Source organism: Clostridium sp. AM42-4 (assembly GCF_003480105.1).
In the GTDB taxonomy this organism is placed as follows: domain Bacteria; phylum Bacillota; class Clostridia; order Lachnospirales; family Lachnospiraceae; genus Brotaphodocola.
This window is the reverse complement of the sequence record NZ_QUIK01000021.1, coordinates 1-19,653: the sequence shown is the minus strand read 5'-3', so window position 1 is coordinate 19,653 and position 19,653 is coordinate 1. Positions and strand designations below refer to the sequence as shown.

The 19,653-nt window shown below is 46.7% G+C and carries 20 protein-coding genes and 1 tRNA gene; 4 read left to right on the top strand and 17 right to left on the bottom strand.

Features of this window, described 5'->3' with window-relative positions; translation table 11 throughout:
• Positions 1–25: 25 nt before the first annotated feature.
• The 12 genes from DW922_RS14390 to DW922_RS14330 form a co-directional block, all read right to left on the bottom strand.
• Complete coding sequence (locus DW922_RS14390) at positions 26–799, bottom strand: ABC transporter ATP-binding protein (protein ID WP_118726942.1); 774 nt, start codon at positions 797–799, stop codon at positions 26–28.
• Positions 792–1,901 carry an ABC transporter permease gene (locus tag DW922_RS14385; protein ID WP_347560324.1) on the bottom strand — a complete coding sequence of 370 codons (1,110 nt, stop codon included), beginning with the start codon at positions 1,899–1,901 and terminating at the stop codon, positions 792–794. Before DW922_RS14385 ends, DW922_RS14390 begins: the two co-directional genes overlap by 8 nt.
• 61 nt (positions 1,902–1,962) lie before the next feature.
• Positions 1,963–2,433 carry a 2-hydroxyacyl-CoA dehydratase family protein gene (locus DW922_RS14380; protein WP_118720497.1) on the bottom strand — a complete coding sequence of 157 codons (471 nt, stop codon included), beginning with the start codon at positions 2,431–2,433 and terminating at the stop codon, positions 1,963–1,965.
• Between the two features lie 189 nt (positions 2,434–2,622).
• Positions 2,623–4,140: a galactarate dehydratase gene (gene garD / locus DW922_RS14375; RefSeq protein WP_118720499.1), complete on the bottom strand. Its 1,518-nt coding sequence runs from the start codon at positions 4,138–4,140 to the stop codon at positions 2,623–2,625.
• Positions 4,141–4,320: 180 nt separating this feature from the next.
• A complete protein-coding gene (locus DW922_RS14370; protein WP_118726941.1) occupies positions 4,321–4,839 on the bottom strand; it encodes a hypothetical protein in 519 nt (172 codons plus the stop codon).
• 211 nt (positions 4,840–5,050) lie between these two features.
• Complete coding sequence (gene nagE / locus DW922_RS14360; protein ID WP_118542052.1) at positions 5,051–6,508, bottom strand: N-acetylglucosamine-specific PTS transporter subunit IIBC; 1,458 nt, start codon at positions 6,506–6,508, stop codon at positions 5,051–5,053.
• Positions 6,509–6,627: 119 nt separating this feature from the next.
• A complete protein-coding gene (locus tag DW922_RS14355; RefSeq protein ID WP_118720505.1) occupies positions 6,628–6,879 on the bottom strand; it encodes an HPr family phosphocarrier protein in 252 nt (83 codons plus the stop codon).
• 60 nt (positions 6,880–6,939) lie between these two features.
• A complete protein-coding gene (locus DW922_RS14350; protein ID WP_118726939.1) occupies positions 6,940–7,428 on the bottom strand; it encodes a PTS glucose transporter subunit IIA in 489 nt (162 codons plus the stop codon).
• 67 nt (positions 7,429–7,495) lie between these two features.
• A complete protein-coding gene (locus DW922_RS14345) occupies positions 7,496–8,347 on the bottom strand; it encodes a PRD domain-containing protein (protein ID WP_118726938.1) in 852 nt (283 codons plus the stop codon).
• A gap of 310 nt (positions 8,348–8,657) precedes the next feature.
• On the bottom strand, positions 8,658–9,356 hold the full coding sequence (locus DW922_RS14340) for a radical SAM protein (protein ID WP_118726937.1): 699 nt from the start codon (positions 9,354–9,356) through the stop codon (positions 8,658–8,660).
• A complete protein-coding gene (locus DW922_RS14335) occupies positions 9,328–9,969 on the bottom strand; it encodes an ECF transporter S component (protein ID WP_243032253.1) in 642 nt (213 codons plus the stop codon). The genes DW922_RS14340 and DW922_RS14335 overlap by 29 nt, the downstream gene beginning before the upstream one ends.
• Before the next feature lie 72 nt (positions 9,970–10,041).
• Positions 10,042–11,067 carry a nucleoside hydrolase gene (locus DW922_RS14330; RefSeq protein WP_118726936.1) on the bottom strand — a complete coding sequence of 342 codons (1,026 nt, stop codon included), beginning with the start codon at positions 11,065–11,067 and terminating at the stop codon, positions 10,042–10,044.
• A 576-nt stretch (positions 11,068–11,643) separates the two neighbouring features.
• Between DW922_RS14330 and DW922_RS17505 the strand changes: the two genes are divergently transcribed.
• Entirely contained in the window at positions 11,644–11,793 is a 150-nt protein-coding gene (locus tag DW922_RS17505; protein ID WP_154106752.1) for a hypothetical protein, read from the top strand.
• 185 nt (positions 11,794–11,978) lie between these two features.
• Here the strand turns inward: DW922_RS17505 and eno are convergent, their stop codons facing one another.
• Positions 11,979–13,274: a phosphopyruvate hydratase gene (gene eno / locus DW922_RS14325; RefSeq protein ID WP_118706138.1), complete on the bottom strand. Its 1,296-nt coding sequence runs from the start codon at positions 13,272–13,274 to the stop codon at positions 11,979–11,981.
• 242 nt (positions 13,275–13,516) lie between these two features.
• Between eno and DW922_RS14320 the strand changes: the two genes are divergently transcribed.
• Together DW922_RS14320 and DW922_RS14315 are read left to right on the top strand one after the other, a co-directional pair.
• Positions 13,517–13,735: a FeoA family protein gene (locus DW922_RS14320; protein ID WP_118726935.1), complete on the top strand. Its 219-nt coding sequence runs from the start codon at positions 13,517–13,519 to the stop codon at positions 13,733–13,735.
• A gap of 97 nt (positions 13,736–13,832) precedes the next feature.
• A complete protein-coding gene (locus tag DW922_RS14315) occupies positions 13,833–15,860 on the top strand; it encodes an EAL domain-containing protein (RefSeq protein WP_195715078.1) in 2,028 nt (675 codons plus the stop codon).
• A gap of 40 nt (positions 15,861–15,900) precedes the next feature.
• Here DW922_RS14315 and DW922_RS14310 read toward each other — a convergent pair whose 3' ends face one another.
• The 3 genes from DW922_RS14310 to DW922_RS14300 all read right to left on the bottom strand — a co-directional run bounded on the left by DW922_RS14310 (position 15,901) and on the right by DW922_RS14300 (position 18,354).
• On the bottom strand, positions 15,901–16,572 hold the full coding sequence (locus DW922_RS14310) for a DNA alkylation repair protein (protein ID WP_118726933.1): 672 nt from the start codon (positions 16,570–16,572) through the stop codon (positions 15,901–15,903).
• Between the two features lie 15 nt (positions 16,573–16,587).
• On the bottom strand, positions 16,588–17,214 hold the full coding sequence (locus DW922_RS14305; RefSeq protein WP_118720523.1) for a lactate utilization protein: 627 nt from the start codon (positions 17,212–17,214) through the stop codon (positions 16,588–16,590).
• A 537-nt stretch (positions 17,215–17,751) separates the two neighbouring features.
• Complete coding sequence (locus DW922_RS14300; RefSeq protein ID WP_055271744.1) at positions 17,752–18,354, bottom strand: Type 1 glutamine amidotransferase-like domain-containing protein; 603 nt, start codon at positions 18,352–18,354, stop codon at positions 17,752–17,754.
• A 248-nt stretch (positions 18,355–18,602) separates the two neighbouring features.
• On the opposite strand from DW922_RS14300, the gene DW922_RS14295 reads away from it, so the two are divergent.
• A complete protein-coding gene (locus tag DW922_RS14295) occupies positions 18,603–19,394 on the top strand; it encodes a site-specific integrase (protein ID WP_118726932.1) in 792 nt (263 codons plus the stop codon).
• Positions 19,395–19,485: 91 nt separating this feature from the next.
• On the opposite strand, the gene DW922_RS14290 is transcribed toward DW922_RS14295, so the two are convergent.
• A tRNA-Gly gene (locus tag DW922_RS14290) sits at positions 19,486–19,556 on the bottom strand.
• Between the last annotated feature and the right edge of the window lie 97 nt (positions 19,557–19,653).

Below are 19,653 nucleotides of genomic sequence, written 5' to 3'. Positions count from 1 at the left end.
CCTTCTCCTTTAATAAAAAAATGATCTATTTCTCACCGGCAAAATGAAGCCGGTTTAAAATCATGTTCCGGTACGCGATAAAGCCTTGCGAAGAACGGTTTCGCGGGAAATCTTCTTCGATCCTGATATCCGCGATGATCCGTCCCGGGTTTGCATCCATGACAATGACACGGGTTCCCATGTAAATCGCCTCATCCACATCGTGGGTTACCATCAATGCAAGCTGCCTCTTTTCCCGCCACATAGACAAAATCTCATCCTGCATGTTCATGCGGGTAAACGCATCCAGCGCGCCCAATGGTTCATCCAGAAGCAAAATCTGCGGCTGGCTGATGAGCGTCCGCACCAGCGCCACGCGCTGCGCCATGCCTCCGGAAAGCTGTCCCGGGTAATCATTGCGGAAATGCCGCAGGCCGATCACATCCAGCATGTGTTCCACCTTATCCTCATTTTCTTTCAATTTCCCCTGTGCTTTCAATGGGAACGCAATGTTTTTCTCTACGGTGAGCCACGGAAACAGCGTCGGCTTCTGAAACACCATGCCCCGCTGCGGGGATGGTCCGTCTACCTCGTTTCCATTCACGGTTACGCTTCCGAGCGTCGGCCGGATCAGTCCCGCCACCAGACGCAGCACTGTTGATTTTCCGCACCCGGATGGTCCTACCAGACTGATAAACTCCCCGCTTTCCATCTCCAGATCTACATGATCCAGCGCATGGGTTACTTCATCCTGTTCTACCTTTGCGAAGCTTTTGGATACTCCATTCAGCTTCAGCACAACGTTACTGCGATCATCCATAATTCTTTTCCGCTCCATTCTGCCATCTGAGCACATGGCGTTTGATCCGGTCTAATACCTTGGTGACTACGGTAAAGATGAAGCAGATCACAAACAACGCTGCAAACATCTTATCGTAGCTGGCCCAGGACTTGCTCCAGTTCATATACCAGCCAAGTCCTGACTTTACTCCCAGCATTTCAGCGATCATGATCGCGGTGCAGGAGCTGCTCATAGCCTGGGTACAGCCCGAAAGAATCGATGGCATGGCATGCGGGATCGCCACGCCAAAGATCAGCCTGCGCTCGCTTGCCCCAAGCGTCCTCGCCGCGTCAAAATAATCGCGGTCTACATTGGCTATGCCGTTCATGGTCGCAACCGTTACCGCAAACCACGATCCCAGCGCGATGATGAACACCGCTCCGCCAAACAACGAGGAGGCAATGACCATCATGATCGGGATCCACGTTGAGGTTGGGATCGGTCCCAAAAATTTAATCACCGGATCGATCCAGTAGCGGGCTTTCCGGGAATACCCGCAGACAATTCCGGTTACAAGCCCAAGCGCTACACCGGAAAAATATCCCAGGAACAAAAGTCCCAGGGTATGCACCGTGCAGTCCAGGATCATGGCCCGGTCGATCCACGCAGCATTCAGGATAAAGTTGATACAGGGAACAAACGGCTGAGTCAGGATCCCGGTTTTCAACGTCAGATAATCATATCCGGTAAATAAAAGAAATAAAGCCGACCAGAGCGGTGCCCGGTACCGGAACCGCTCAGACATTTTTTTATCGCCTGATCTGCGCTTCCATGCTGCAGCGATTCCACAGATATCGTAAACCAGGATCAGCAGCACCAGAAATCCAAGATAGGTGTTCGGATTCCGGTTGGTGCTGTTGTCCGGGATCAGCAGATATTCCAGGATTGCCAGCAGTCCGCAAACATTGGGCAGACACTGAATCAGGATATCAAACGCCTTTTCCAGCTCTGTTTTTTCTTTCGCTTCCAGATCTTTTAGTTCCTGACGGGTCAAGGCTGCCATTTTCCTCTGTTCCTGTCTGGAAAAATTATCTTCTTCCGTTCTGCAGCCTGACCAAATTACATTCTTTTTCTTCTCCATGTTTTCCACCCTGCAACTTTTGTAACACGACTGTTCATGCATGTGCACACAGTCCTCCTCACTATAATAGTTCCAGAAACGCCTCAATACGCGTTGCCAGCTGGCCGCTGTCATTCTGGGAATAATCTGTTTCAATCGCCAGATACGGCACATGCTTTTCCTTTGCAAGCTGCCGGATCGTATAAGCTTCCACCGTGTACGGCGTGCAGGCTTGCAGATCAATCTCCACGATCCCGTCGATCTGGTATTCCCGGATCAGCCGTTCGATCAGCCCGATCCGTTTTGTGTTCGGAGTCATGACCGAACAGCCGATTTCTAAATACCGGGCAGCGATGGCCTCCACGATATCTTCCGCTTCCGTATCTACCATCTGAAATGCCGCCTTGATGCCGCTGCAATTTTCAAAGCAGACCACAACTGCATCGCTCTCTTCCATGGTCTTTACGGTTTTCTGAAGAACACCGCCAATGGGACAGCCTGTGACCAGAATTCTCTTTTTTCCCGCAAACTGCTCTGGAAGATGATACCCCATACCTTTTTACCCCTGTTTTCTCATTTATTCTCAATAAAATGTAACATAAATTTCCCGGAATGAGAAATTGTATCTATCAATATATCTCCATGATTTATTTGATTTTTAAATAAATTAGAAAAAAAAAGAACTGCCCACGATGGAGCAGTTCTCTCTGAATTTGATACAGATTCTGTTTTGACGGCAGGATCAGGTTATCGGTGCCGGGTTGAAGATGCACATATCGTTGTGGAATCCGTACTGGTCGCTGTATGGCTGCTTGATTCCGCTTGCCACATCCAGGATCATGTCGAAGATTTCCTGTCCAACATCTGCGATGGTCTTTTCGCCGGTAGCTACGTCACCTGCAGAGATATCGATCAGGTCGAACCAGTGGTTCTTTAACTCGTTACGGCTGCAGACTTTGATAACCGGGCTGATATCCAGACCATACGGGGTTCCGCGTCCGGTCATAAATACCTGAAGACCGATACCACTTGCAACCTGGCTCGGTCCGCAAACGATGTCGCTGGCCGGGGTTGCTGCATAGATCAGGCCGTGCTTGGTCGGCTTCTGAGCCGGGGAAAGTACTTCCACGATCTGGCTGGTACCGCTCTTTGCGATACTTCCCATTGCTTTCTCTACGATATTTGCAAGTCCGCCTGCCTTGTTACCAGGAGTCGGGTTTGCGTCACGGCCTACGCCGCCCTCTGCAAGGTACTTGTCGTACCATTTCATCTCTTCTGCCAGACGGTCACGAGTATGGGCATCCGGGCAGCGTGCTGCAAGCATATGTACGCCGTCACGAACCTCGGTAACCTCACTGAACATTACGGTTGCGCCACCGCGAACCAGCATATCTGCTGCATAACCGGCACTCGGGTTAGCGGAAATACCGGAGAATGCATCACTGCCGCCGCACTGCATACCAATTAACAGATCGCTGAGCGGAAGCTCCTCACGGGTTCTCTTGTTCAGCTTCTGCAGTTTCTTCTCTGCCATTTCAAGGATTGCGTTCATCATAGCGTCATGACCAGCATAGTCCTGAAGAGTCAGAACGTTCTCCGGGGTGATATCCTCCGGCGGAAGTACGCGGTCATAGGTCAGCTTCTCGCAGCCAAGGCCTACTACCATGATCTCACCGCCAAAGTTCGGATGCCGGATGACATTGGTGATCGCACGGATCGGGATGTAAGCTAACGGTGCGTTGATCGCAACACCACAGCCATACGGATGGGTAACTGCTACAACACCATCTACATTCGGATACTTCGGAAGCAGCTCTTTCTTGATGCGCTCTACTGCGACCTTTAATACGCCAGCCGCACACTGAACGGTGGTTACGATTCCCAGAAGGTTTCTCGTACCTGCCGGACCCTCGGCATTACGGTAACCCATCCAGGTGGTTCTGGTCGGCATCGGAAGCTCCTCCATCGGAACCAGATTGGTGCCGTACTCCATATCGTCTACAGACGGGCTCTGCGGGAGATCCAGCATATGCTCGTTGATCCAGTCGCCTTTCTTGATATCGTTGATTGCATAGCCGAGAACCACACCATAACGGATGATCTCGCCGCCTGCCGGGATATCGCACAGGGCAATCTTATGAGCCTGCGGAATGTCCTGATTGGTCACAAGACCTTCCATAACTTCTGTTCCAGCCTTCAGATCCTGAACGGCTACAACGACGTTATCCTGGTCTTTGATCTTGACATATAAACGTCCCATACATTTCCTCCTTCTTCGTTTCACGCTGGCACACGGTACAGAATTTCGGTTTTTGTGTTGTGCATCCGTGACATCCAGCGCTTTAACTCCTTGTTGATAATCACATTATAATGCAGGAAATGTCATAAGTAAAATTAATTCTTTTTTTTAAAAACTTAGTTTTTGTAAGTTTTTAGTTGCTTATTCATATAAGTTCAGTATGATTTTTGTAGAGACATCCTTCGCTGTCCCAGTCCGCTTATCTACCTCGAAGGTTTTTAATGTGCTTCCGATCTCATCCGGACGGTCTTCCTTCTGGATCACCACCGTATATTTATACTGGCTGGAGCTGTCTACGTTATAATGTAAGATCTCATCTTCTGAAATTTCCCGGTTAAACCAGCCCTTCTTGTTTACTGCATTCTCTACCAGATAGCAGACCGAGGTCTGATCCAGTGCCGGATGGCTGTTCCATACACCACTCTCCGGGTCCAGATAATACCAGACACCACCGATCTTCTGCCAGCCCGTCGCATAGCTTCCATCGTCCTCTGCGTAGGTCCAGTCCCCGTTTTCAGCCTGCTGCCACTCTGCCGCATAAGCTTTCATCTCGGTTTCCGTACCCACTGCAAAAACAACTGCACTTCCGATTACCAGCAAACATGCTCCTGCAAAAATTCCTCTCATGGTCTTTTTCAATTCTTTCTGTTTCAATTTCATAATGATCGCCCTCTTCTTTCACTCTACCTGATTCTAACAGACAAATATGACCTTTCTGTGAAAGATCGCTGCATTTTTTATTTTCCGGAAAGAAAAAGAGCCTTCCCCATAAAGAGGAAAGCCCTTTCGCGTATCTGTCTTCCAAAAGCGATCTTTTTCAGAAAGCAGTCGTTTCTGGATCGCCATCTTTTCGGAAACCTGGAGGATCTGCTTACTTGCAAAGTTTCTTGAATTCATCTGCCACAAACTGTACCTGGGTTCCAATGATGACCTGAACAGAGGTCTTGCTCGGACGTATCACACCTGCCACACCGGCAGATTTGATGACTTTTTCATTTACCTTTGTGTAGTCTTTGACTTCCAGGCGGAGTCTGGTAATGCAGTTGTCGATGGATGCCACATTCTCCGGACCGCCAACACCTTCCAGAACAATCTTTGCGACTTCCGTGTAGTTGTTGTTGGACAGGGTTACTTTCGCTTCCTCTGTTTCATCATCCTCACGTCCCGGAGTCTTTAAATCAAATCTAGTAATTACAAAGCGGAACACAACATAATAGAGAACACCAACCGCCAGACCAACCGGGATCAGCATCCACGGATTCTCTGCCAGCGGAGTGAAGGAGCTGAGCACCATATCAACTGCACCGCCTGAGAATGAGAAGCCTGCACGGATCGGAAGTGCAACGGTAATGCCGGCAGTGATACCTGCTAACAGCGCATGTACGACGTAAAGGCCAGGAGCCAGAAACATGAAAGAAAACTCGATCGGCTCGGTAACGCCGGTAAAGAACGAACAGAATGCTGCAGATGCAAGCAGTCCGTAAACCATTTTCTTTTTGCCCGGCTTTGCAGTCTGGTACATCGCGATACATGCTGCCGGAAGACCAAACATCATGAACGGGAAGAATCCGGTCATGTACATACCCGTCTGTCCGTAAACACCGGTGTTGCCCCAGAAATTACTTAAATCATTGATTCCGGCTACATCAAACCAGAATACGGAATTCAGTGCATGATGCAGACCGAACGGAATGAGCAGACGGTTGAGGAATGCATAAATGCCCGCGCCCAGAGCGCCCATGCCAATGAAGGCCTCACCCATGGTAACCAGTGCACCGTAAACCAGCGGCCATACAAAGAACAGAACCAGCGCTGCAACGATGGAATACAGCGCGGTGAAGATTGCAACGGCACGCTTGCCGCTGAAGAATGCCAGTGCATCCGGAAGCTTCACGTTTTTGTATTTGTTATAGCAGGTTGCACCGATCAGACCGGATACGATACCAACGAACTGGTTCACGATCTTGCCAAACGCCGGTGCTGCCTCATGCCCGGTAATACCAGCCACGGAACCGCTGCTTAAGAGCGTGGTGATCATGTACATGGAAACAAGACCTGCCAGACCGGCTGTACCGTCCGCATCATCTGCCATCCCAACTGCCACACCGATGGCAAACAGCCAGGACATGTTGTCGATCAGGGCACCGCCTGCCTTAATGAGGAACAGACCGATGGAATAGCCAAGGCCACCCGCAGTAAACCCCTGAACTTCACCTGCCATTGCCGCAGGTGCCAGAATGTATCCGATTCCCATCAGGATACCACATACCGGAAGACATGCTACCGGAAGCATCAAAGCTTTGCCCAGTCTCTGGAAAAACTTCATCATAATGTAAAACCCCTTTCTTTTTCGCCTTTCGGCTTTTTTCTTTTTGTATTTGAACCACTCCCCAATGGTTGCAAATCATCTTTTGCTTGCGAAAGCAGACAGCAATCTGCACAACTGTATCACGTGCGCAGAATCTGAGCAATCGTATCAACCGCCGTTTTCGCTTCTTTTCCCTCCGCATGAATTTCAATCACACTGCCGGACGGCGCTTCTAATGCCATAAGCTCCAGGATACGGTCTGCACGCGCCGTTTTCTCCCCATAAATAAGCGATAAGTCCGCGTCAAGCCTGGTCGCCGCCGCCATAATGCGTGCACAGTTCCGTACATGAAGTCCCTCCGGATCTTCCACCTGTACCGTTGCGTATTTCATACTAAAACAGTCTTCCTTTCGTTACCCGCATTCGTGCATGGAACATCTGATTCTTGCTTTTTATAAAGAAATAACCGGATCTCCTGCTTTTACCACCATTCCGGTACTGCATACCATATCCGGGAAATCCGGCGTATTGCAGACGATCACAGGCGTCACAACATCATACCCGGCTGTACGGATCTGTTCCAGGTCTGCCGTGATCAGAAGATCGCCCACCTGTACCCGGTCTCCCTGCTTTACGTGCGTCTGGAAATACTGACCCTTTAACTGAACCGTATCCAGACCAATATGAACGATCAGTTCTGCACCGTTATCTGCTTTGATGCTGACTGCATGCCCTGTTTCAAACAGCACCGTTACCTCACCGGATACCGGTGCACGGAATGCTCCTTCTGACGGAATCAGTGCAACGCCTTTTCCCAGGATTCCCTGTGCAAAAGCAGGATCTGCTACTTCGCTTAACGGAATCACCTTTCCCGATGCCGGAGATAACACCTCTGCCTGTTCTTTCTTTCCTCCAAACATCTTTTTTAATGCCTGAAACATAACAAGTCCCCCTTTTTTATGAAACATGATCCCAGTTTTTTCTGATGAGATCACATGATTCTGTATTTCAGATTTTATCTTCGCTGCCGCTAAACCGTATCCTTCTAATATGAACAGACAAATACGAAATTTCTTCCGCTGACACCCGATGCCCATAGGTCTGCAGGATAAATTCCTGGATTTTTCTGCCGCAGGCATATTCTTCCGGATACATCTGCCGGATCATGGCATGGAATTCTTCCAGCCCGGCCCCTTCCTCCAGCGACTCTCCACTGTAGATCCGGTGCGCCAGGAAACGCAGATGGGTCACCATGCGACCATAGCTTGCTGAGTTCGGGTCCATTTCTATCTGAAAATATTCCTCTACCATCTGCAGTACATCGTGAATAATTTTCGTCATATCGATGGTGTCCCGCATCCGGGTGTTATACTCCGCATTTACAATATGAAGCGCAATGGACGCCGCCTCATCAACCGGAAATGAAATTCCCAGTCTGCGCTCGATCAGGTCAATGGCGAACATGCCAATGACATATTCCTCCCGGTAAAATGTCCGGATCTCACCCAGCAGCGGATTGGCAAACATCATCTTTTTCTGATAGCGCTCAATGGCAAAATTGATATGATCCGTCAATGTCAGGTAAATATTATGATTTAATTTTTTGTCCATAACGCCTTTCGCGTACTGGATCACTTCGGCAGAAATCTGCAGACGCTCCGGCGGCAGCTTCTGTACCAGATTTTTGAACTGATCCATGACGTCCGGATTCTCCAGCCGGAACACTTTCTCAATCTGATCTTTTGGAATTTCCATACCGGCACGGATCTGAAATCCGATTCCGCGTCCCATCACAACAACTTCTCTGCCATTTTCCAAAGCACTGATCACATTGTTGTTGATCACTTTCTCTACTGTCATACCCATAACCCCACATAGACCAGTACACGCTCTGCCGTTCACACATGCGCGTCCAGCAACACTCCCTCTCACATTGTCCTGATCCATTTAAAATAAAAAACCAATTCTGAACAAATATCTGCATCACAAACTATCAAATACCGTTCAAAATTGGTTTTGCCTGCTTCCCAGTAACAATCCAAAATTGTTATATTCAAATCATGTTGTCTTAACTCTACCACATTATCTACAACACGTCAACCTGTTTTTGTTTTTTCTTTGTCAATTTTATACAATTGGCAAAATCTCTGCCTGTGAACAATAACCGCACTCAACCCACGCCGAAATCCGTGATCTCATACAGCACCTCCACAGCCGGATCATCCAGGAGCCACTGGTATTCCTTCATAAACCATCGCACTAGTTCCTCATCCCGTCGGATCGGAGTAGTATTGTTATTGTAGACATTCACGGTGCCCAGCTTGAAATACCGTTTTAAGTACTCGATATCCCGGGCGATCATCTCTTTTGTCTGCCCTTTGATTCCTACCATCAGACAGGGCGAATCGAAGTATCGCGCCACTTCCTCCGGACCGGAAAAATCGGCATGCTTGTTCAATACTTTTTCCCGGAAATCGTGATCAAACGTCTCCACGCCGATCTTAAAGACGATCGGCACCGGCATCCGCTTTCGCATCTCATCCAGCTTATGCCGGTAAATCCAGTGCGCTTCAAAAAACAGCTTCTGGATGTTCTTTTCTTTTATTACCTGTGCAATCCGCTCTAACGTCTGCTCCGGCAGTTCAAAACAGCTCGCCGAATCAATGACCTCCAGCACACCGAATTCCCCGGTTACCAGATCCAGTACGCGGTGATTCAGCTCCACCATAGACGCTTCATCCCGGCTGTTGTCTGCGATATAATCGCAAAATGCACACTTTCCCCAGGCGCAGGGAAATCCCTGTAAAAGACAGATTTCTCTCTGGTTCTTATTGGTTATCTTACTGTATCGTTCGGTTGGAATTCCCATAACTTTCCTCTTTCACTCTTTCCTTTTTATTCCGTTTCCAAAGTGTACGCAGATCCTGCGGAAGCACCTGCAGAACTGCCACAGCCAACGCAAGCGCGATCACCCGGTCCAGATAATCCGTTAAAATCTGCACTGCAAAAATACTTCCGGTCATGCCAAGCGGAGTTTTGGCAAGCAATTGCACCAGAATGGAAGACCCGGAAGAAGTCACACCGCCAAACAATACGGCATTGATCACAGAACTTACCAGCGTTCCTGGAACTGTGATCAGAAAAGCTCCGGTCAGAATCTGGCGTTTTCGGACATTCCGCTCACTGAGCAGACTCTTCATAACCATTCCGGCGATGCCCGCCATCAGTCCGGTGATCATACCGACCGGTGCAAAATACAAAGAATAAATATCGGTTGTCATACCAAGAATGATGCCGCTTAAGAGATTCGGCAGCATGCCGCAGAACGGTCCCATCCAGAGACCGGTTAAAATGGTTCCGATACTGTCTAAATAAATCGGCAGGCGAAGGATCAGCGCAAGCTGACCTCCTGCCACATTGATGCACACCGCCATAGCCAGCATGCAAAGCTGTAAGGTTGTCATGTTTCTAGTTCGGTTCATGTGTGTAATCCTCTCTTTTTCTCAAATTTTTTTCCTGCTCTTCGTTGTTCGATCTATTCAATCGCAATGCGCTCATACCATATGCCGCACCTGCTCATTCACGCCCACAAGCATCTCCAGCAGATCCAGCTTCTCCACCGGTATCTTCAAAATTTTTGAGAAAAACAGCTGAAAGAATTTCAGCACATCCACCTCGGTCAACACCCGTGCATTTGCCGGTTTCCGGTAAAAATGCATGGAATCCACAACCGTCTGGCCAATCGAAATCCCGCCTGTCTCCACCGCCGTGTAGGCATCAAACCCACTGCAGATGGAACGGTCCGCAAAATACGCCACCGCCAGCGGATCATTGATCACACAGCCGATCAAATGCTCCCACTCCCAGTGGAAATCAAAATAAAATTTCGTGATCGCCTGCACAAAATTTCCCGTTTCCGCATCCAGGCGCTTCATATATTCCAACAGGTTCGGCGTCAGCACAATCTTTCTTGTGACATCCAGTCCCACCATGAAAATCTTCTTTCCAAGTTTCGCCATTGTCTCATAGACCAGTGCTGCTGCATCCGGGTCAGCCCAGTAATTGTACTCTGCCACAGGGGAACAGTTTCCGTGGCTGCGAAAACTTCCGCCCATGGAAACGATCTCATCAATCATTCCAAACGCTTCCCGGTCTGTTTCGATCATCCGCGCCAGGTTCGTCATCGGTCCAAGCGCAATCACAGAACAACCGCTGCCCTCTGCCGCACAGGTACGTACCTTCTCACATAAGAAATCTACCGCCGTCTGGCTCTGTTCATACCCTTCTACTTCTGGAAGGAAACTCTCACCGAGACCATCTTCCCCGTGCGTATCCAATGCATTTACATACTCCCGTTTGAGCGGCACCGCCTCTCCGCGAAACACCGGAATCTCCAGCCGGTCCATCTGTTTCAATACTTTTTTCGCATTGCCTGCTCCCATCTCCACCGGGGAATTGCCGCAGACAATGGTGATCCCTTCGACCTGCAATGTTTCCATAGATAATGCCAGCATGATAGCCAGGCTGTCATCAATCCCGGGATCACAGTCAATGATCACACGTCTCTTTTCTTTCTCCATTTTTTGCCCTCTTTCTTTGCAAAGACAGGGCCTGTTCCATATATTCTCTGCAAACTGCCAGAGCAGGTTTCTTTGAATGCAGGACAACAAAAAAGGTACTGTCTTTGCGTATTTTCTGAGGACCTCAGATAAACACACAAAAACAGCACCTTGTTCTTTGCAGATTGAAACGATTGCTATCATGATCCGCGATTCGTTATAATTATCCACAAAATCGTTACGGATTGCGAACGTTTTCCACAACTGTGCTTTGGTTATCCCACACGGTTCACGCATACGTGACCCCGCAACGGGATTGTTCTTTTGTCTGCCTAGTTTTTTATCCTGGGAGGTTCCCGAACCAGTCGGCAGAAAATATCTGCCATTTTGCTGCAGAAATAACTTTTAACTTTCTCCACAGCCGAGATAGTATAACACAGAAAGGGCCAGGGCGTCAAATAATCTTTTCATTTTTCCCTCGCCATGGTAAAATATAACGAGCGCAAGAGAGCCAGGAACGTGCTTGCACGGTCATGGCGAACGGCAATGCAATCGAGTGACGCAAGTCACAAGATCTTTCAGGAAAGGATGGAATCGATGTTCAGAAGAAAAAATACAGGCGGCTACGTCTTAAAACTCAGCCCGCAGGGCCCGAAAATGCGGTTTAAATCTGAAAAGGAAGCCAACGAATATCTGGCAAAGCTGAAGGAAAAAAACGCAAAATACCGCAATAACGAAAACAACTAGCACAATCTACATGCACATTACATCCACATTTGTGACATGCCTTGCATCAAAAAACTGCCACTTCCCACTAGGAAATGGCAGTTTTTGGTTATTAAATCCTCATAAGATCATCGCAAGTGCAAAGTTGAAACTGCATCAAACAATACGCTGACTAACACTTTGATATTTCCAAACGAATCAACTGACTAACGTTTGATATTAAACGCCTTCACGCCCGGAAACTGTGCTGCCACACCAAGCTCCTCCTCGATGCGAAGCAGCTGATTGTATTTTGCCACACGCTCACTTCTGCTCGGTGCGCCGGTTTTGATCTGGCAGGTATTTAAGGCAACGGCAAGATCTGCGATCGTGGTATCCTCGGTCTCACCGGAACGATGGGATGCGATCGCGGTGTAGCCTGCTTTGTGTGCCATCTTGATTGCCTCCAGAGTCTCGGATACGGTACCGATCTGGTTTAACTTGATCAGGATGGAGTTGCCGCAGCCAAGCTCAATGCCCTTTGCAAGACGCTCGGTGTTGGTTACGAATAAGTCATCACCAACCAGCTGAACCTTATCGCCGAGTTCTTTGGTCATCATCTGCCAGCCTTCCCAGTCTTCCTCATCCAGGCCATCCTCGATGGAGTAGATCGGGTACTTCTCACACAAGTTCTTCCAGTGCTCTACCAGCTCTTTGGAAGTAAACTTCTTGCCGCTCTTCGGAAGCAGATACTCGCCCTTCTTACCGCTCTTCCACTCACTGGATGCAGCATCCATGGCCAGAACAAAATCGGTACCCGGCTTATATCCTGCCTTCTCAACTGCTTCCAGAATTACCTGGATTGCTTCCTCATCACTGCCAAGGTCCGGTGCGAAGCCGCCCTCATCGCCGACGGAAGTTGCCAGTCCTCTGGATTTTAACAGGGCTGCCAGTGCATGGAACACCTCGGTACACCAGCGGAGACCTTCCTTGAAGCTCGGTGCGCCTGCCGGCATGATCATAAACTCCTGCACATCCACGGTATTGGCTGCATGCGCGCCGCCGTTTAAGATGTTCATCATCGGAAGCGGCAGACGGTTGCCGTTTGCGCCGCCGAGGAAACGGTACAGCGGCATTTCCATAGCGTTTGCTGCTGCTCTTGCGCTTGCGATAGAAACTGCCAGGATTGCATTTGCACCCAGCCTGGATTTATCTTTTGTGCCATCGGCCTGAATCATTGCCTGGTCAATCGCATAAACATTAGACGGATCCATGCCGCACAGAACATCAGAAATGACAGTATTGATGTTCTCCACTGCTTTGGAAACGCCTTTTCCGCCAAAGCGGCTCTTATCCTGATCCCGTAATTCCAGTGCCTCAAACTCACCGGTAGATGCGCCGCTCGGTGCTGCACCTCTGCCGACGGTGCCATCGGTTAAATACACCTCAGCTTCTACGGTTGGGTTTCCGCGGGAATCGATAATCTCTCTTCCAATTACTTTTTCAATTTCCAGATACATCATAGTCATGTCCTCCTGCCTGTGCCTTATTAAGTTAGTTATCGCTAACCAACCACAGTCTACCACACGGCACTTTTTCTGTAAATCATCCTTATTGATCATGTTTTCTCAGTATCTTCAAATTCGCTGTTTTTATTCAGAAACGAAGGAGTGTTTTCCTATAAAAATGATTGACAGCATTTTGATTTATGCTATGATGTTAGCTGCAACTAACTTTCTATTAAAATGTTCCAGAGGAGGAATTTATGCCACTGAATTTAGCTGAGATCAATCAGCAATATACGGTTCAAAAAATATGCGGAGATGAGGAGCAGCGCCATTATCTGGAAACGCTTGGATTTGTGGAAAATGCCGCTATCCGCATTCTGTCTGCCTTTTTCGGCTACTACATTGTCATGATCAAAGAAAGTAAGATCGGCATCAGCGCCGACTTTGCAAAGATGATCATTGTACAGGCAGAGTAATCTGTCCTTCACAGCACTGCGTTCCCGAAAAGACGCAGTTGCCCGATGCCTTATCCTTTTTTCGCGCATCGCAATGTTTTTACCAAGGAGACTTACTATGAAACGAAACAAGAGCATCCTGCATCTTTGTGAGATCATCCTGACTGTGCTCATGCTGATTCTCATTCTAAACCTTTACCTGACCAAACTTTTGGTTGATCCAGACCTCTCTTACAAAGCTATGTACCAGTCACTGTGCATGACACTGGCCTTTCTGGTTCTCTGTATTGTTCTGGCCCTGATCCAGAGAGAGCTTCTGGCCCGCCTGCTCAACAATGCCTACCGGGATGTGACCGGAATCCACAACAAAAAATCACTGGAGAAAAAGCTTCAGGAATTGAACGACCGCGCCAACACCTTTGGCGTGGGCGTTATGATGTTTGACTTAAATAACTTAAAGCACGTCAACGACACCTATGGACATGAAAAAGGCGATGAATTCATTCAGGATTTTGCCTACTGTCTGACCCGCATTCTGGATGAACACAGCTTTCTGGCACGTTACGGAGGTGACGAATTCATCATTATCCAGGAAAATACCAAGCCGGACGACTTAAAGCATATGGATCTGCAGCTCAGCACGCTGGTCCAGGAACACAATACCCGGGCAAGCCTGCCCTTAAGCTACGCAGTCGGCTACGAGGTCAGCTACCGGAACCATTATTTCATGATGGACGATCTGATCAACGCAGCCGATAAACGCATGTATCAGGACAAATTTTATAAAAAGAATTCCAGAAATCACAGTGAATCCCAGAGCCAGACCAAAAACAGCCAGGTGATCCCAACCGTATCCTCCGAATTTCTCGCCGAGAAGATCCGGCTATTCCAGTCCCAGAACGCCGGGAAACTTTTCAGTTCCGAAAATCCCTGCCAGCATCCAGTAACCAGAAAGCTTCCGATCGCACTGATTTCTACAGACATTGAAAATTTTCATTTTATCAATGACAAATATGGCTACCCGCTTGGAAATGAAATCTTAAATATCGTCTACGAGGAACTTACTGCTTCCTCGCTTTCCCTGTTCACTGCCCGCTTTTTCTCCGATGTTTTTATCAGTATTGCTGATGTAAGCAGGCAGACCGGGGATGCACTCCGGGAACAGATCCAGAGTCTTGACCAGAAGATCTGCAGCCGGATCCGCGATACCTACCACATCAGCTTCTTCCGGACCAACTCCGGCATCTACCTGATCCCGGAAGAAGAAACCAAGCCGGAAACCATGATTTCCTGTGCCAACGTGGCAAGGCGGATCGCCAAAAAACTCATCAGCCACACCTGCCTTTACTCCGACGAGATTGACCGGAAAGAAAAAATGCAGGCGGAGATCCTGCATTCCTTCCACAGCGCCCTGGAAAACCATGAATTTGAAATTTATTTCCAGCCTAAGGTCAACACGATCACCCAGACTGTGTCCAGCGCAGAAATTTTAGTCCGCTGGATACGGAACGGAAAGCTTCTCTGGTCCCCAGACATCTATATCTCTCTGTTTGAACAAAATGGGTTTGTAGTTGACCTAGATTATTACGTCTACGAGCAGACGTTCCAGTGGCTCCGCAAATACGCAAGTCTGCTTCCTGCAAAATTCCGTGTCTCCTTAAATGTGTCTCCGGTCCATTTTGAGCAGCCGCATACTTTTGTTCAGAAGATTCAGGATCTCATTGATACCTACAAGATTGATCCGTCTCTTCTTACCTTTGAGATCACAGAGTCCACCTACGTCAATAACCCACTGGCTGTCAACCAGGTGATCCGCAGTCTCCAGAACCGTAACATCCAGATTTCCATGGATGATTTCGGCTCTGGCTATTCCTCCTTAAACACATTAAAGGATCTGCTTTTTGATGAAGTAAAAATTGACCGGATGTTTCTCGGGGACACCCTGTCCGAAAATGCCCATATCGTCCTGCAGGAGATTTTCCATATGCTCAAGCGTATGAAGAAAACCATCGTCTGCGAAGGCGTGGAAACAAAAGAAATCGCAGACTTCCTGAAGCAGGAAGGCTGCGATGAGATCCAGGGCTTTTTATACTACCGCCCTATGTGTAAGGAAGATTTTGAAAAGCTGATGGGCTGCCTGGTGTAATAACAAGATTGCGCAGTAAACATCAAAGGAACGAGCTATGTTAAAGCTTCAGCGTTTTCAGGTACTCTTTCTGCCCCGGCGTGATCCGGTAACTCTCCCGTGCTTTCTGAATCGTCTTATTATGGGTCCATGGATTCAGACGATTCTGTTCCAGGTACGGGATCGCCGCATCCCACTGTTTCGCCAGCGCTGTTGCAAAAAACCATGCTGTCATCATGTTCACATAGTATTCCTCCGAACGGACAGCCGCCGGTAATTCCAGATACTCTTGGCAAAAATCATCATCCAGAAACCAGCGCATCAGCATTCCCATCCCAAACCGGCAAATATATGGATGCTCTGCTGGAATCCAGAGCTTTATTTTCTCTAAAAGCTCTGTCTTATGCTTTTGAAATACTTTCGGGGAAAGACAGTCACATACAGCCCAATTATCGATGTACGGCAAAAATGTCTCCAGCGCTTCCATGCAGGCATCATAATCCTTGATTGAAGCGATCAGAAGTGCATGGAGAACGTTTTCATCATAATAAGTATGCGGAAGCTGTTTTAAAAAATCATTGGTCTCTTCCCCGTTTACCAGTTCCTTCGCCAGCTTTTTCATAGCTGGCATCCTGATGCCGATAACCTGCTCCCTTGGCAGTCCAGGAATCAATTTACTTTGAAAATCACCGTATTTTTCATCCTGTAATGCAAACAACCGTTCCCGGATCATATCTGCCGGTTCCTCCTAAAATCCAAGATTATCATTCACAAGGATCACATGGATTCTTCCTGTATGTCTGGAATATCTTGTGATCAAAAACTGACAGCAGATGGTATCCGGTGACTTGCAGTCAAAGCATTTTCCCTTTTCTTTGCAAGGAATCTTGTAATCAAACCGCTGTGCGTTCGCAGGTGCAGCCACATTTCTGGCACGCTTCATTGCAGCATCAAGATCGGAACATACCTTATTGATCCCTACAATAAAAATAACCTTTCTCGGTCCCTGTGCAATGCAGGATACCCGGTTGGAATTTCCATCAATGTTTACCATAATTCCATCATCCGTGATCGCATTTGCGCTGCTTAAAAATACATCTGCGTCGTATGCTGCCATTAATGCCGCTCTGCGCTCCATTTTATCACGGTCCATATAATTGTAGTTTCCTTCTTCCAGTGCCTTGATCAATCCGATCTCATGCGCACTCATACAGCCGCCCATAGCAATGCTGCTTCCTTCCGGAATCAGCTGTAATGCCTGTTTCAGTGCTTCTTCCTTGTCCGCCGCATAATAACCGCTCATGTTTCGTGACTCCAGCCCTTTGATCACAGTCCGCGCCAGACATTCATTTCTTTTTACGAGATTTTCATTCATGTGATATTCCTCCGTTCTAGTCAATAATACCCAACTCCATCCAGCCATACTTCTTTTCTATCCTCTGAATCGGCTGTTTTCGTAGTTCCATTATAACGCCGCTCTTGCAAAATCTCAATTAGTTCCAGTTTCCCAGATCATAGCCTGAACATGAAACAACAAGTCCTTTGGGCACAAAAAAAGCCCGGAAACCTTTGATTTTACAAGAAATTTCCGAACATAAAATTAGAGAACCGGCAATTTAGTTTGGGTAAAAAAATAGAGCGGGTGATGGGAATCGAATCCCTAACCCACTCATAATAAACTGATTATAAGGAGGATTCCAACACTTCATCTTCTCATCGTACCGAAATCGTACCAACCACGGCAACTCATCAGCAGAAACAAGAATAACACTTTGCACACTACTTGTTAATCCCAAAATTACGAATTTTAGAATTCATTCTTATTTAATCAAATAATAAGAATGAATTCTAAATCATGTGTATATGACAACTTTGTATTCCTCGGTTATCTCGGCAAACTGGAATTTTCAAATTAGTCTTTGCAAATAACCTTTGAACCTTCACCATCAATTACAATTCCCTGACGGTTGTTAATTGGGCATAGATTCAAATCCGAAAACTCAGTCATTATTTTCTCGGTAACTTTCTTAAATGGTGCTGTAAGATAATGCGGAAGAACATAGAAATCAATCAAATCAAGCCCTGCATCATCTTCTTGTGAGTAGTCCTCTGGCTTTTCATCCATTTGCTCGATATATTGGATGCTTGGAGCGCATATAATTGCGCCTGCCGACTCGCCGATCATCAATTTTCCATTTGCCAATTCCTTTTTCAGTAGCCCATCAGTTCCCGTTTTACGGAGCTGGTCCATAAGAAAGAAAGAATTTCCGCCGGTAAAATATATCACATCTGCTTCTTCAAAAACAGACTGTATCGTTGAATAAGCCTCCGTTGAAATATCAATTTCAGTTACGATTGCTCCCAACTTTTTGAATAATTTTCGAGCCGAGCCGACATAACCGGTGTAGCCTTCACGCAGTGAAGCTGTTGGAATAAATGCGACTTTCTTATTTTCAATTTCTTCCTTTATCAGACTTCCCACACTTGAAAAGTGCGAACATAAAAATAGTTTCATCAATATTCTCCTTTATAAATTCTAATTTTATTCATTCCTTAATATATCAATTATATCATATCACTTTTGAGCAGTTATATCACAAATGGCTCGCATGGAAAACCACACCATACAACGCAGAAAATATCAAACGCCTTGAAAGTGAGTGGTCTGCCTATTATGCCAATGAACCTATATCGAAAGATATTATTTAAAAACCTTTTTCAAAAATCACATCATTGGAATTGCGAACATGGGCAGAAGCACTTATGATTAAGCATCAGCCAGACAAGAAAAAATTTAGTCGCATATTTACTATTATCAATCAATGTTATGAATATGCGTCTGATGAAGATATTGCGATTGTAGAAGCCAATGTATGGCAAAAAGCTCGCAAAAAATTAAAAAAGGAACTTTTTGTAACAACTCCAACTCCTTCCGATGAATCACAAGTTTTTACTGATGATGAACGCAGACAAATTAAGCTTATGATTTATGAAGATTTAGAACGCTACCAAAAGCAACCAACAAGTGCTGGTTTGCAAATCTTGTTTCTTTTTGAAACAGGGCTATGTATTGGAGAGTGTTGTGGGCTGAAATGGTCTGATATTAAAAATGGACGTTTGTATATTCGCAGACAGGCTAATAATGATGGGGTAAAGCAAAAAACCAAATCAGAATCAAGCAATCGAGACATCCCACTAACGGACGAAGCTCTACGTATTCTTGAACGTGTTAAAGAATATAACAAACTTCATAACTTTACTGCCGAATGGATATTCCAAAGTGCAAATCCGAAATATGATTATCGCTTAAGCTATAATGCCGCAGATAGAAAATTGCGCAAATTATGTACTCGACTTGATACCATAACAAAAAGTCCACATAAATGTCGCAAAACTGCAATCAGGACATTGTTAGATTCTCCATCTTTAAATGCACGTACCGCACAAAAATTTGCTGGTCATAGGCATTTATCTACAACATACGATTATTATTCTTTTGAAAGAAAGACTAAAAAGGAACAAGCAGAAGCTATCAATTTGGCACTTGCATTATAGTTTTGGGCAACCGTACCAATCGTACCAACGATACGATGAGCAATAAAAAGGGAAACCATTGATTTTATTGGTTTCCTTTAACAAAAAAAAGAGCGGGTGATGGGAATCGAACCCACGTATCCAGCTTGGAAGGCTGGTGTTCTACCATTGAACTACACCCGCATCTCACGACGAAAGTTATCATATCATAAAATTTTCAAAAATGCAATCACAATTTTTAACAATATTAACATATGACAAGGGCCGTGTGAGTTGCCGA